Consider the following 13,079-nt stretch of genomic DNA (forward strand, 5'->3'; position numbering starts at 1 on the left):
CAGCCAGCGAGATGACGCCATGGCTCACGATACAGCCGCCGCCCCTGTCCACATCGCCGTCGACCGCGGTCACGCGGCCCTGCCCAACGCGCCGATCAAGATCCGCGCCCGCGACGTCAACGTCTTCTACGGCGAGAAGCAGGCGCTGTTCGACGTCTCTCTCGACGTGCCCGAGAACTCCGTCACCGCCCTGATCGGCCCGTCGGGCTGCGGCAAGTCGACCTTCCTGCGCTCGATCAACCGGATGAACGACACCATCCCGAGCTGCAAGGTCACCGGCCGCATCGAGCTGGACGGCGAGGACGTCAACGATCGCTCCATCGACCCGGTGGTGCTGCGCGCCCGCGTCGGCATGGTGTTCCAGAAGCCGAACCCGTTCCCGAAGACGATTTTCGAAAACGTCGCCTACGGCCCGCGCATCCACGGCATCGCCTCGGGCAAGACCGAGCTCGAAGGCATCGTCGAATCTTCGCTGAAGCGCGCCGGCCTCTGGGCCGAGGTCGCCGACCGCCTGCATCAGCCGGGCACCGGCCTGTCGGGCGGCCAGCAGCAGCGCCTGGTGATCGCCCGCGCCATCGCCGTGTCGCCGGAAGTGATCCTGATGGACGAGCCGTGCTCGGCTCTCGACCCGATCGCCACCGCGCGCATCGAGGAACTGATCGACGAGCTGCGCAACCAGTACTGCATCGTCATCGTCACCCACTCGATGGCCCAGGCCGCGCGGGTGTCGCAGAAGACCGCCTTCTTCCACCTGGGCAAGCTGGTGGAGGCCGGTCCCACCGGCGAGATCTTCACCAACCCGCGCGACAGCCGCACCCAGGACTACATCACCGGCCGCTTCGGCTAAGGGCAGGGACATGAACGAGCACATCGTCAAATCCTACGAAGACGAACTGAACGCCCTGACCGCCGACTGCGCGCGGATGGGCGGGCTCACCGAGGCCCAGGTCGGCGACGCCCTCGAGGCGGTGGTCAAGCGCGACCAGGCGTTGGCCGAGGCCGTGGTCGGCCGCGACGAGCGGCTCGACGTGCTGGAGGCCGACATCGAGCGCAAGGCGATCCGCCTGATCGCCCTGCGCCAGCCGATGGCCAACGACCTGCGCAAGACCGTCGCGGCGATGAAGATCGCCTCGAATCTCGAGCGCTGCGGGGACCTGGCCAAGAACATCGCCAAGCGCACCATGATCCTCAACGAGGCCGAGCCGATCAGCCCGCTGACCCGCTCGATCGAGCGGATGGGCCGGCTGGTGGCGGGCCGCCTGAAGGACGTGCTGGACGCCTATACCGGCTCGGACCTCGACCGCGCCCTGGCCGTCTGGTCGCGCGACGACGAGGTCGACGAGCACTACAACAGCCTGTTCCGCGAACTGCTGACCTACATGATGGGCGACCCGCGGACGATCACCGCCTGCGCCCATCTGCTGTTCGTGGCCAAGAACCTCGAGCGCATCGGCGACCACGCGACCAACATCGCCGAGATCATCCACTACGAAATCACCGGCGAGGAGATGATCTCCGCGGACCGGCCGAAGACCGACGCGCTGAGCGCCTAGGAGCCTGCTGACTTGACGCCCTTCATTCTGGTGGTCGAGGACGAAGACGCCCTCTCGACCCTGCTGCAATACAATCTCGACAAGGAAGGCTACGACGTGGTCGTGGCCGCCGACGGCGAGGAGGCCCTGACCCTGGTCTCCGAGCGTCTGCCTGACATCATCATCCTGGACTGGATGCTGCCGAAGATCTCGGGGATCGAGGTCTGCCGCCGGCTGCGCCAGCGCTCGGAAAGCCGCAACGTGCCGATCATCATGCTCACCGCCCGCGGCGAGGAGAGCGACCGGATCCGCGGCCTGGACACCGGGGCCGACGACTACATCGTCAAGCCGTTCGCGATGAGCGAGCTGTCGGCGCGAATCCGCGCGGTGCTGCGCCGCATCCGTCCCGGCCTGGCCGAGGATCGCGTGCACATCGGCGACCTGACCATCGACCGCGTCGCCCACCGGGTGAAGCGGGCGGGCAAGGAAATCCACCTCGGCCCGACCGAATTCCGCCTGCTCGACTACCTGATGCAGCACCCGGGCCGGGTGTTCAGCCGCGAGCAGCTGCTGGACGCGGTCTGGGGCTCGGACGTCTATGTCGAAGCCCGCACTGTCGACGTCCACGTCGGGCGCCTGCGCAAGGCGCTCAACAAGGAAGAGACGATGGCCGACCCGATCCGCACCGTGCGCTCGGCCGGCTACTCGCTGGACATGGACGCCTGACCGGGCTGCTCCCTCTCTGGGGGAGAGCCTAGGCTTCTTCGCGCCGGTAGATCGAACGCTTCGGCGCGGCCAGTACGCGCCGCAGCATCGGCTCGAAGGCCTCCAGCGGCATCGACTCGTAGGCCGGATCGAAGCTGTTCTGATCGTACAGGTGGCAGAACTGCGCCGTGTACTCGAAGTCCGGATGGCCGCGGAACTGCTCGCGCATGTCGCGGTCCAGGCCCAGGTGGTGGAAGAAGTAGTAGCCCTGGAAGATGCCGTGCTTGTCGAGCATCCAGTGGTTCCGCTCCGACACGTACGGCTTCATGATCACCGCCCCGACCTCGGCGTGGTTGGCCGGGCCCAGGATGTCGCCGATGTCGTGCATCAGCGCGCAGACCACGTACTCCTCGTCGCGGCCGTCCTTGAAGGCGCGGGTGGCGGTCTGCAGCGAGTGCTCCAGCCGATCGACCGGATAGCCGCCGTCATCGCCCTTCAGCATGTTGAGGTGAACCAGCAGCCGGTCGGCGAGCTCGCGATTGAACGGGCCGGCCGCCTTGACGATGGCCATCCAGTCCTCCTGGGTGCCCTCGGTCATGGCCGTGAATTGGGCCTTCGCCTGGATCTCGCCGTCGGCCATGGCGGCCTCCCTCTCGTTGTTTGCGCCATCGTGCGGCCGCGGAGCGGGAGCGTCAAAACAAAAGGACCCGCCAGCGCGAGGCGGGCGGGTCCTTGAAGCCGTCAGATCGTCGGGGGCTTAGGCGGTGGCCAGGGCGCCCTTGCGACGGTTGGCGCGGATCGCGACGCCGGCGCCGGTGAAGCCGATGATCATCATCGCCCAGGTGGCCGGTTCCGGAACCGCCGACCCGAAGGTCAGGGTGCCGCTGTACGAACCGTTGCCGCCGCTCCAGCCGAAGACTTCCAGCTTCTGCGCGCCGGCCGTGATCGGCAGGTTGAACAGCGAGCGGAACTCGACGTTGCCTTCCGACACCAGGTCCAGCGCGACGCCGTTCAGCTTCACCGAGGTGAAGTTGATGTTGGTCGAGGGCGAGCCCAGCGTCAGGATCGAGCTGATGGTCGCGCCGCCGGCGCCGTTGGTCGGGAAGATGAAGTCGAAGACGTGCGAGAAATCGCCGCCGGCGACGGCGGTGTCGCCGAACACGCCGGTGATCGAGCCGTCAGCGGCCGGGGTGGTCAGGTTGAGGTATTGCGCGGCGTTGGCGGCCGGAGCGGCGGCCAACATCGAGACGGCGAGCGCGGCCCCGACAAACAGCTTCTTCATAGGGTACTCCAGCTTACTGTGCGCCAGGCCCATTCACCACTTAATGTTGTGCCTGGAAGATTGACGCTATTGGAACGCGCAATTAGCCGGCCGCGACCTTTTGGCGCAACAGGGTTAGCATGAATTTACCATGAAAAATTGTAACGCCTTAACCATGAGGCGCGGAACGCGCGCGAAACGGGCAAGATTCTGCGCGTTTCCCGCGCGCCGCACGACCATCGCGGGAATGTGGGCGCGCTTGCCGCCGCCGCTTGAGCCGCGCGCAGGGAATCGCTAGATGGAGGTCTTGGTCCGCCCCGCCGCAAACGGCGCGCGACCGGCGCGGGCGTAGCTCAGGGGTAGAGCGTCAGCTTCCCAAGCTGAATGTCGTGGGTTCGAATCCCATCGCCCGCTCCAATAGTCTTTAAAAATCAAACGACTAGATGAGGTGTCGGGCTCGCTGCTCGCTCTGAAGGTCTTCCGAGAAATGGCGCTCTTTGGGAGTGCCGCCTCGTAAGTCGTTGAAATTGCAGAGCAGAGAGCCAGCTTTTCCGGCTGACGCTCTCATGGGGCGCGCTGTCGATGCAGCAACTGCGGCGACGAGCGGGGGCATCGCGCGTCTGAAGCAAAATCCCCGATTTCGATCAGCTTATCGCCCAGTGAGGCTCGCGATCGGTCCAGTCCAGAAGCCGAGGTATTTTTCGGACTACGAGGCGCCGTCTCTGCAAAACGTAATCAGTTTTACGTATGGATGACGCGTCCGGGCTTAAACGTGCTAATGTTGAATTGATCAAAGGCGTCCAAGGCGGCGCATTCTCCCGGATAGATACGCGCTGCGTATCTCCAGAGAGATCGTGAAAGCTCATACATGGGCGATTTATTGAAGCTGAAGACAATAGAGGCGGAGCCCGGATATTGGGCGGTCGAGATCCGCATGGCGGATGCATCGGCGCAAGGGACACGACATCTGTGTCATGCCGCGAACGACCGCGCCGCCTGCAACATGGCCGGGCGGCTGATGAGTTCGTCGCGCGCGGTGGTCGGCTTCGATAGCTTCTGGATAAACGAGCGGCTGCTGGAGAAGAGGCGGTCCTTCCTGCCCGACCTCGGCGGCCACCAAAGAGTGGCCGGCAAACGGGAGTGGGCGAGGCTAATCGGCGCTCACCAGGCTTCCGAAGCCGCCGATCTCGATCGAAGGCGATCAGCGGCGGCTTCGCAGCCGGATCCTCGGTGAGCCGATGCCGTCACTTTTCATAGCGTCCGCACTGCTGGTCGTCGGGGCGCTGTTCCTGCCCAAGATATTCTCCCTCCTGGGCTGGAGGGCAGGGCGGTGAACCCGGTCCATCTGGAAGACCTGGTACGGCAAAACGCCTATCTGCGTCAGAGGAACGCCCAGCTTCAGGAAGACGTCGCCGCGCTTGCAGCCGAGGCGGAGCGCCTGCGGCAGATGCTCGAGCGGCTGCATGGCCGACGGCCGGCCGCCGCGCCCAATCCTCTCAGCGGCGGCCAATGAGCAGCCTTCGCTCCCAACTCGGGATCAGTTCATGCACAATCTGAATATGGCGGCCGGATCGACGATTAGTCTCGCCGTGACTGCACGCGTCGATGCGGGCCTGCATCGATGGAGCGTTCACCTGCGCCCCGTCGGCGCCGGGGCGTCCGCGCTGCCGCGCCTGGCCTATGGCTCCAGGGTGGGGAACCGAGACTGTGAGCAGCGGATAGAGATCCCGCCCCAGGACGTCGACTGCTGGCTGGAAGTCTGCGCAAACCACGCCGCCGCGGGGGGAGTCTGGGGCGATGACCGGCTCACTGTCATCGACGATAGGCCGAACCGGCGGGAGATCGGCCTTTCCAATCCGCTTCGGTCTGACGCCCTGCCGAACGAGGTCGTGCTCAGCTTCGCCGTCACCAAACCTCTGGCCGACGGGCCCCCCCATGGCCAAGGGCCAGAAGCGACCTAGCCGCGAGCGCCGAAAAGCCGACGGAGGGATGCGGCTGCTTGGACCTCCCACGCCCCGTGGCGCTCTCGACCCCATTTCGCCGTCAAACCCTGGAAGGTTCATCTGATGCTCAAGAGCCAGATCGCAGCAGCCGACTACCGGCGGCGCGCTGCCGAAGCTCTTAACGCGGCGGCGGACGCCGCGCTCGCACATGTCCGAGGGAAGTTACACTCTGCCGCCCAGGCCTGGACTATCCTGGCGGAAGCGGAAGATCGCCGAGCGCTGCATGCCCTGGAAATCGCTCGCCGCATAGCCGCTCGCGATATGGTCGGGGATGCAACCGGGGCGACTGAGTCCGCGCGCTAGCCTCTCCAGTTCGCCGCTTCGCCCGACACCCTCACTTCGCAGGGCCGTCCGCCGTCGACGAGCCGCCGAGCGTGACGATGAGCGGCGGCTCGCGCGATCTCCTTGTCCGGACTGTGACCAAAGGCCTGCCCGCCGTCGTCGACCGACCAAAGCCCGTCATGCTTTGAGACATTGACGATAGTTCTGATGAGAGTTGTGCGCATGGTGCGTGGACTTAGCATCTAACCGTCAAATTTGCGCGATTTAAAATATTCCTATGTTCGCGCGAATATGCGTGCGATATTCATCCATCAAATACTCGCGCTGGTTCGCAAAATTCCGAAAAAGAGCGCCGCTCAAGATTTCGGAAAAACCTACGACCCTCTTCGAAAAATTTGATCTTCTCGCTCATTTCGAGCGCGAGAACTCATACCCGAAAGGGGTAAAGCTATGCAAACCGGCACCGTAAAGTGGTTCAACGGCCAAAAGGGCTTTGGCTTCATCCAGCCCGAGAATGGCGGCAGCGACGTGTTCGTGCACATCTCCGCCGTCGAGCGCGCAGGCTTGGCGTCGCTTCATGAAGGCCAGAAGCTGAGCTTCGAATTGGAACGCGACAGCCGTAGCGGCAAGACCGCGGCTGGACAGCTGCAGACGGCCTAGGCTTAGGAGGCCGTAGCGTTCACGCGTCACGGCCGCGCAATTCGACCTCAGGCGGGACGCCGCTGGCTGGACTGTCTTCGACCGGTGGACCGGCAGGACAGTCATCGTCGAGCGCGTGCTCCAGGAGGGGCTGACCTGGGAGGAAGCCTCAGACGTCGTGCGCCGATTGCAATCGCGCAGCGACGACGGAGATCGAAGGATCCTGCAATGAGCCCCGACCAACAGCACCGTTGCGTCGTTCACGCAAAGTCCGACGGCTCGCCATTCCTCGCCTTCGCGCGGAGCGACGGCGAAGCGTCGTCGTACAGCAACTCGCTCTTCACCCTCGACCTGCGCGCAGACTGCGACATCGCCGCCGCCGAGGCCCTGGCCGAACATATCAACAGGCTGGTCTGGGGCGTATCGACCACGGTCTTCTGACGACCGCCGATCCGGCTGCGCGCAACAGGCGCTCGTCAGCATCACGCAAATTCATCGAGGCGGAAGCCTCGCAACATCCAGGAGTCACATGAGCTTCACAACCGTCTTGCGGCGTCGACGTCGCCCCCTCGAAAAGATCTCGCGTCCGCCGGCCGCGACGCCGCGTACGCCCGCGGGCGCCGGCCGGCCCATCCTGCATCTCAAGCCGCCCTCCGCCGCCTAAGACGCCGGCCGCCGTGCGGTCGTCCGTTGTGGCGACCGAGGCCGAGCCGCAACGCACAAGGTCAAGCGGGACGCGAAATATGCCGCCCGCAAGGCCCGCGTCCGAATGCCCGTCCGGCCAACGGCGCCCTGTCTAGAGTTTCCGGTTTCCGAGCCACTTCACCATGGCGGGGTCGCGATGGTCGAAGAAGCTGCTGGCCTTCTGGTCGAGCGTGGCGATAGCTTCAAGGTCGCTCTGGTCGAGCTCGAAATCGAACACGGCGAAGTTCTCCGCCATCCGCTCCTTACGCACCGACTTGGGGATGGCGACGATGCTCCGCTGGATCAACCAGCGGAGGACGACCTGAGCGATGCTCTTCCCGTGCTTCTGGCCGATCGACAGCAGCAGTTCGTTGGTGAAGAGCCCGTTCTTCCCTTCTGCGAACGGCCCCCAGGCCTCGGCCTGGACCTTGTATTCCTCGAGGATCGCTTGCGCGTCCGCCTGCTGATGGAAGGGGTGGATCTCGATCTGGTTCACGGCAGGGGCGACCTCGTTGTGGAGGACGAAATCCACGAGCCGGTCGGGATAGAAGTTGCTGACCCCGATCGCCCGGACGCGTCCGGCGCGGTGCAGTTCTTCCATGGCGCGCCAGGCGCCGTAGACGTCACCGTAGGGTTGGTGGATCAGGTAAAGATCCAGGTAGTCGAGCTGCAGCTTGTTCAGCGAGCGTTCGAAGGCGGCCTTCGCGCCGTCGTAGCTGGCGTCCTGCACCCACAGCTTGGTGGTGACGAAGAGCTCGCTTCGGTCGATGCCGTGGTTCCTGATGGCGGCGCCTACGGCTTCCTCGTTGCCGTAGGAGGCGGCGGTGTCGAGCAGCCGATAGCCGACGTCGATGGCGTCCCGGACGCTTCGCTCGCACTCGGCCGGATCGGGCACCTGGAAGACACCGAAACCCAGGATGGGCATCTCGACCCCGTTGCTCAGCGTCACGGTCGGAGTGGTGGTGGTCATGATGGTCGTCCTTGCTCGGGTCAGCGATTGACGAAGCGCTGATGCGACGCGGCGTATCGGTCGCCCTGCACATCGACGCTCGCCAGCGATTGTTCGATCCTGGCCATGTCATCTGGAGAGAGCGCGACATCGGCCGCACCCAGGTTCTCTTCGAGCCGATGCAGCTTGGTGGTCCCCGGTATCGGCACGATCCACGGTCGCTGCGCCAGCAGCCAGGCCAGCGCTATCTGGGCGGGAGTCACGCTCTTGGCGTGGGCCAGGTCACGGACGAGGTCGGCAAGCGCCTGGTTGGCTTTGAGAGCTTCGGGCGAGAAACGCGGCACGCTGCTCCTGAAATCCCCCTCGGCGAAGGTGGCGTCCGCGCCGAACCTGCCGGTGAGGAAGCCTTTGCCAAGCGGGCTGAACGGCACGAATCCGATCCCCAGCTCTTCAAGCAGAGGGAGGACGTCGACTTCGGGCTCGCGCCACCACATGGAATATTCGCTCTGCAGCGCGGCCACGGGCTGGACGGCATGGGCGCGGCGGATGGATTGCGTTCCCGCTTCCGAGAGGCCGAAATGCCCGACCTTGCCGGCTCGGATCAGGTCCTGGACCGTGCCGGCGACATCTTCCATCGGCACATTCGGATCGACGCGATGCTGGTAGAAGAGGTCGATGCGGTCGGTCCGCAGGCGCTTCAGGGCCTCGTCCGCGACCAGCCGGATCCGCTCGGGCCGGCTGTCCAACCCGTCCGCTGGCTTGCCGTTCTTGAAGCCGAACTTGGTGGCGATCACCACCTCTTCTCGGAAGGGCTCAAGCGCCTCGCCGACGACCTCTTCATTGAGGCCAGGACCATAGGCCTCCGCCGTGTCGAAGAAAGTGACGCCACGCTCACGTGCGGCGCGGATGAGCGAAATGGCTTCGGAGCGCTCGGTGGCCGGACCGTAGCCGAAGCTAAGGCCCATGCACCCTAGGCCGATGGCCGAGACCTCAAGACCAGACCGGCCGAGCATTCGCGTCTGCATTATCGTTTCCTTGCGGGGGGCGAGCGGTCATCGGGATTTCGCTGCACCGAGCCAGGTCCTGACCTGGTCGAGCGTGCGGCGCTCCTGATCGGCCTCCATGAAGAAGGGCGGTGCGATCCTGGCCCGAGGCGCCAACTCGGCAAGGACCGCGCGGCTGGAGCCCAGGCCGTAGCCGCCATGAGTGATGAAGGGACGAACCGTCTTTCCCGCCAGATCGTGCGCCCGCAGGAAGGAGCGGATCACCGGCGGCGCGGTTTCGCCCCAGATAGGAAAGCCAAGGAAGACCGTATCGTAGGCCGCGATCTCCGGGACGGTCGCGGCGAGCGCGGGCTCGTAGCCGCTGTCGCGTTCGCGGCGAGCCTGTTCGACCGTGGCCTCGTAGTCCTCGGGGTAGGGGTGGAGGGCCCTGATCTCGAACAGATCTGCGCCGAGCATCCGCTGGATCGTCCCGGCGATCACCCTGGTGTTCCCCGATCGGGTGAAGTAGGCGACCAGGGTGTTTGAGGCGCCACCTCGCGTCGCCTCCGCACCGTCGGCGCAGGCCGTGGTTCCGGTCGACAGCGACAACACGGCGGGCGCGGCCAGCATGACCCGGCGGGACAGATCGTTCTTGGCGTTCATCTGCGTCGTCCGCCCTTTCCGTGAGCGTCGGCTCGACGATGAAGATAGGACGCGCGACGGGGCGCGATTAGCCGCTACAATCGGCATTCCCCAATAAGATGGCCTAATGAATGTCGAGCGAGAACTTCAATACCCTCGCGGCCTTCGCGGCGGTCGCCCGCGAGCGGAGCTTCACTCGAGCGGCGGCCCAGCTGGGCATCTCGCAGTCGGCGCTCAGCCAGACGGTGAAGGGGCTTGAGGCGCGGCTGGGCCTGCGATTGTTGACCCGCACGACGCGCAGCGTGGCGCCGACCGAGGCCGGTGAACGTCTGCTGCGCACCGTCGCACCGCGACTCGAGGAGATCGAACAGGAACTGGCCGCCCTGAGCGCCTTGCGGGAGAAGCCCGCCGGCACGGTCCGCATCACGGCCGGCGAACACGCCGCCACGACCGTTCTACAGGCGGGACTGGCGCGCTTCCTGCCGGACTATCCCGACATCAACGTCGAGATCATCGTCGACTACGGCCTGACCGACATCGTCGCGGAAGGCTATGACGCTGGCGTGCGCCTGGGCGAACAGGTGGCCAAGGACATGATCGCGGTGCGGATCGGCCCGCCGATGCGCATGACCGTGGTCGGGTCGCCGGCCTACTTCGCCGCTCGCCCGCCGCCGGAAACGCCCCAGGACCTGACCCAGCACAACTGCATCAACGTGCGTCTGCCGACCTATGGCGGCCTGTTCCCCTGGGAGTTCGAGAAGGACGGCCGCGAGATCAAGGTCCGGGTCGAGGGGCAACTGGTGTTCAACAATATCGGCTTGAGGCTGGATTCCGCTCTGGCAGGGCTGGGCCTGGCCTACATGCCGGAAGATCACACGCGCGATCACGTGGCCGCTGGCCGACTGATCCCGGTGCTCGAGGACTGGTGCGCGCCATTCCCCGGCTACCATCTTTACTACCCGAGCCGTCGCCATTCATCGCCGGCCTTCGCCGTGCTGGTGGAAGCGCTTCGCTACCGGGACTGACGCGTTCATCGCTCGGCCGAAGCGACTATTCCCGGATGTTCAGCGCGGCGAGCGCCTGGGCCAGCGCCGTACGGGCGCGGTCGGCCGCGGCGACGTCGCCGCCTTTCTCCAGTATCTCGATCACCTGGCGGAGCTGAGCGGGGGTAAGCCCCACCCGGATGCTTGCGGCCATGTGCGAGCGCAGCTGCGCCTCCACGCCGGGCGTAGCGGCCAGCGCGCCGACGGTGGCCAACTCGCGGCTGCGCCAGTCGAGATTGTCGCGCTCGAAGATGTCGCCGAAGAGATGGCTCTGAAGGAATTCGTTGATGACCGGAGCGAAGTCGAAGACCGGCCCCGCGACGGGGGCGCCTGATATCTTGGTCTGGTTGGCTCTGCCGACCGCGCGCAGTTCGTTCCCTGTAGGGACAGGTCTCGTGGGCTCGCGTCCGGGTGCGTCCCGGAGGCCGCGCTGCTGGCGTTCCTCGACCACCTTCATCAGTTCGCCCAGCGCGTTGAGGCTGCGCGGAAAGCCGACATAGGCGTAGAGCTGGACCAGGATTTCCTTGGCTTCGCTCACGGTCAGGCCGGCGTCTAGCCCTCGGTTCAAGGCGGCGTTGAGCCCGGCCATATCGCTCACCGCCATGGCGGCGGCGATCAGCGGGATGGCTTGTTGCTTGGCGGAAAGACTATGCGAGGGGGCCTCGCGCATGGCTTGCGGCTCCGGGGCTTTCTGTTGCGCTTGAGCCGGGGCGAGCGCCAGACCCAGAGCCAACGCCGTCACGACCATTCCGAGGCTCGCCTGCTCACCGCGCATTGTACTTGTCATCCGTCACCTTCTCGAGCCACGTCACGCTCTTGCCGTCCACCACACCGGTGACGGCCAGGTGGGTCATGGCGCTCGTCGGCGCCGCGCCGTGCCAATGCTTGACGCCGGGCGGGCAGACGATGACGTCGCCGGGACGGATCTCCTGAACCGGTCGGCCCTCCTGCTGGGTCAGGCCGACGCCCGACACCACCACCAGGCGCTGTCCTGCGGGATGGGTGTGCCAGGCGGACCGGGCGCCCGGCTCGAAGGTCACATAGGCGCCGGAGGCGTTGACCTCCGGGGTGGCGGGGAACAGCGGATCGACGCGGACGCGGCCGGTGAAGGTCTCCGAGGGACCGGCGGCCGAGGCCTGCGATCCGGCCCGGCTGATCTGCTGGCCCGCCGGGACGGCCACCGGCTGGGCTTCAACCGTGGTTGCGGCGAGCGCTGAAAGCGCCATTGAGGCGGCGATGCTTTTCATCGTTTCCTTTTTCCCGCCGGTCATCCGGCGATCAGGGTCCGGGCGAAGAACGGCGTCAGCTTGCCCATGGCGGCCTCGACATATTTCGGAACCCAATAGGTCTCGATGTGCGTAGCGCCGTCGATCTTGAACAACGCCTTGTCCGTCGCGCCGGTCGCCTTGGCGAAGGCGTCGTCAGTCATGTAGCCGCTGTCGGCCTTGCCTCCGGCGATCATCAGCAGGGGCTGCTGGATCAGGTCGATCTGGTCGGTGGCGTCCCAGGCCATCAGGTCCAGCAGGCTGCTGGTCGTGTACTTGAACGTGGATCCCGGGTGGGCGTGCGTGCGCCAGTAGTACTCGTACCCCTGCCGGTACATCTCGAACGGCAGGGCGGCGATCTGCGCGTCGGTCATGTCGGCGTCGCCGGCGTAGAGGACTTTTCCGCCCGCCATTTCCTGGGCGCGGGCGGCCGAAGCCTCCCGCAGACGCGCCTGGATGGTGTCCATTTGCGAGTCCGCAAAGCCGTTGCGGCGAACCCGGCCCGAGTTGAACATGCTCAGTGTCGCCACCGCCTTGAAGCGCTTGTCGGTCTTGGCCGCGGACAACGCATATCCGCCGCCCCCGCAGACGCCGAGCAGGCCCAGGCGCGTGGCGTCGACGCCTGGGTAGCGGGTGATGAAGTCCGCCATGCCGTGAATGTCCTCGATACGGTTGGCGGGCTTGTCCACGCTGCGCGGCGCGCCGCCGCTGCCGCCCTGATAGGCGGCGTCGGCGGTGATGGTGACGTAGCCCCGTTCGGCCAGATGCTGGGCGTAGAGGCCTGCGACCTGTTCCTTCACGCCGCCGTTCGGGTGCGCCACGACGATCGCCGCGTAGGGCTTGGCCGGATCGTAGTCGGCGGGGGTGTAGACGTTGGCGACGATATCCAGGCCGTTCAGCCTGTAGGTCACGGGATGGATGTTGACCTTGCCCGGCTGGTTCTTCGTGATCGCGCCGTCATAGACGAGGCCGAACGGGTTGCGCCGGTAGTCGGCGGCGACAGCGGGGGCTTGGGGCATGGCTGAGACTCCAAAAGCGGCTCCAGCGAGAACAAGCGCGGAGGCTCCGAGGAACTCGCGCCTCTTCGGGTT

16 protein-coding genes, 1 tRNA gene and 1 pseudogene are annotated in these 13,079 nt (G+C 65.8%); 10 read left to right on the forward strand and 8 right to left on the reverse strand.

The window, feature by feature from the left end:
- The first annotated feature begins 11 nt into the window (after nt 1–11).
- The 3 genes and pseudogenes from pstB to phoB all read left to right on the forward strand — a co-directional run bounded on the left by pstB (nt 12) and on the right by phoB (nt 2,258).
- A pseudogene (gene pstB / locus AC1Q87_RS13505) lies at nt 12–847 on the forward strand (phosphate ABC transporter ATP-binding protein PstB).
- A 10-nt stretch (nt 848–857) separates the two neighbouring features.
- Nucleotides 858–1,553 carry a phosphate signaling complex protein PhoU gene (phoU, locus tag AC1Q87_RS13510; protein ID WP_492609443.1) on the forward strand — a complete coding sequence of 232 codons (696 nt, stop codon included), beginning with the start codon at nt 858–860 and terminating at the stop codon, nt 1,551–1,553.
- Nucleotides 1,554–1,565: 12 nt separating this feature from the next.
- Complete coding sequence (phoB, locus tag AC1Q87_RS13515; RefSeq protein ID WP_293400417.1) at nt 1,566–2,258, forward strand: phosphate regulon transcriptional regulator PhoB; 693 nt, start codon at nt 1,566–1,568, stop codon at nt 2,256–2,258.
- A 28-nt stretch (nt 2,259–2,286) separates the two neighbouring features.
- Here phoB and AC1Q87_RS13520 read toward each other — a convergent pair whose 3' ends face one another.
- A complete protein-coding gene (locus AC1Q87_RS13520) occupies nt 2,287–2,877 on the reverse strand; it encodes an HD domain-containing protein (protein ID WP_492609444.1) in 591 nt (196 codons plus the stop codon).
- Between the two features lie 117 nt (nt 2,878–2,994).
- Entirely contained in the window at nt 2,995–3,552 is a 558-nt protein-coding gene (locus AC1Q87_RS13525) for an FxDxF family PEP-CTERM protein (RefSeq protein WP_492609445.1), read from the reverse strand.
- A 288-nt stretch (nt 3,553–3,840) separates the two neighbouring features.
- Between AC1Q87_RS13525 and AC1Q87_RS13530 the strand changes: the two genes are divergently transcribed.
- The 6 genes from AC1Q87_RS13530 to AC1Q87_RS13555 all read left to right on the forward strand — a co-directional run bounded on the left by AC1Q87_RS13530 (nt 3,841) and on the right by AC1Q87_RS13555 (nt 6,863).
- Nucleotides 3,841–3,915 (forward strand) — tRNA-Gly (locus tag AC1Q87_RS13530).
- A gap of 451 nt (nt 3,916–4,366) precedes the next feature.
- Nucleotides 4,367–4,732 carry a hypothetical protein gene (locus AC1Q87_RS13535; protein ID WP_492609446.1) on the forward strand — a complete coding sequence of 122 codons (366 nt, stop codon included), beginning with the start codon at nt 4,367–4,369 and terminating at the stop codon, nt 4,730–4,732.
- A 96-nt stretch (nt 4,733–4,828) separates the two neighbouring features.
- Nucleotides 4,829–5,011 carry a hypothetical protein gene (locus AC1Q87_RS13540; RefSeq protein WP_492609447.1) on the forward strand — a complete coding sequence of 61 codons (183 nt, stop codon included), beginning with the start codon at nt 4,829–4,831 and terminating at the stop codon, nt 5,009–5,011.
- 31 nt (nt 5,012–5,042) lie between these two features.
- Nucleotides 5,043–5,459, forward strand: a complete 417-nt coding sequence (locus AC1Q87_RS13545) for a hypothetical protein (RefSeq protein ID WP_492609448.1) — start codon at nt 5,043–5,045, stop codon at nt 5,457–5,459.
- Nucleotides 5,460–6,233: 774 nt separating this feature from the next.
- A complete protein-coding gene (locus tag AC1Q87_RS13550; RefSeq protein WP_354297696.1) occupies nt 6,234–6,443 on the forward strand; it encodes a cold-shock protein in 210 nt (69 codons plus the stop codon).
- A 207-nt stretch (nt 6,444–6,650) separates the two neighbouring features.
- Nucleotides 6,651–6,863, forward strand: a complete 213-nt coding sequence (locus tag AC1Q87_RS13555; RefSeq protein ID WP_492609449.1) for a hypothetical protein — start codon at nt 6,651–6,653, stop codon at nt 6,861–6,863.
- Between the two features lie 355 nt (nt 6,864–7,218).
- Here the strand turns inward: AC1Q87_RS13555 and AC1Q87_RS13560 are convergent, their stop codons facing one another.
- Genes AC1Q87_RS13560 through AC1Q87_RS13570 form a run of 3 tightly spaced genes read right to left on the reverse strand, consistent with a single transcriptional unit; the run spans nt 7,219 to nt 9,701 of the window.
- Nucleotides 7,219–8,076 (reverse strand): aldo/keto reductase, encoded by an 858-nt coding sequence (locus AC1Q87_RS13560; protein ID WP_492609450.1) that lies wholly within the window; start codon nt 8,074–8,076, stop codon nt 7,219–7,221.
- A 20-nt stretch (nt 8,077–8,096) separates the two neighbouring features.
- Nucleotides 8,097–9,080 (reverse strand): aldo/keto reductase, encoded by a 984-nt coding sequence (locus AC1Q87_RS13565; protein WP_492609451.1) that lies wholly within the window; start codon nt 9,078–9,080, stop codon nt 8,097–8,099.
- A gap of 27 nt (nt 9,081–9,107) precedes the next feature.
- A complete protein-coding gene (locus AC1Q87_RS13570) occupies nt 9,108–9,701 on the reverse strand; it encodes a flavodoxin (protein ID WP_492609452.1) in 594 nt (197 codons plus the stop codon).
- Nucleotides 9,702–9,811: 110 nt separating this feature from the next.
- Here AC1Q87_RS13570 and AC1Q87_RS13575 point away from each other — a divergent pair, with 110 nt between their 5' ends.
- Nucleotides 9,812–10,705 (forward strand): LysR family transcriptional regulator, encoded by an 894-nt coding sequence (locus AC1Q87_RS13575; RefSeq protein ID WP_492609453.1) that lies wholly within the window; start codon nt 9,812–9,814, stop codon nt 10,703–10,705.
- Between the two features lie 25 nt (nt 10,706–10,730).
- On the opposite strand, the gene AC1Q87_RS13580 is transcribed toward AC1Q87_RS13575, so the two are convergent.
- The 3 genes from AC1Q87_RS13580 to AC1Q87_RS13590 are packed head-to-tail and all read right to left on the reverse strand — an operon-like array spanning nt 10,731 to nt 13,007.
- Nucleotides 10,731–11,471, reverse strand: a complete 741-nt coding sequence (locus AC1Q87_RS13580; RefSeq protein WP_492609454.1) for a carboxymuconolactone decarboxylase family protein — start codon at nt 11,469–11,471, stop codon at nt 10,731–10,733.
- Nucleotides 11,472–11,487: 16 nt separating this feature from the next.
- Complete coding sequence (locus AC1Q87_RS13585) at nt 11,488–11,970, reverse strand: (R)-mandelonitrile lyase (protein WP_492609455.1); 483 nt, start codon at nt 11,968–11,970, stop codon at nt 11,488–11,490.
- Nucleotides 11,971–11,990: 20 nt separating this feature from the next.
- Nucleotides 11,991–13,007 carry an alpha/beta hydrolase gene (locus tag AC1Q87_RS13590; protein WP_492609456.1) on the reverse strand — a complete coding sequence of 339 codons (1,017 nt, stop codon included), beginning with the start codon at nt 13,005–13,007 and terminating at the stop codon, nt 11,991–11,993.
- Between the last annotated feature and the right edge of the window lie 72 nt (nt 13,008–13,079).

It is taken from the genome of Phenylobacterium sp. GW823-FHT02A09 (assembly GCF_058797775.1).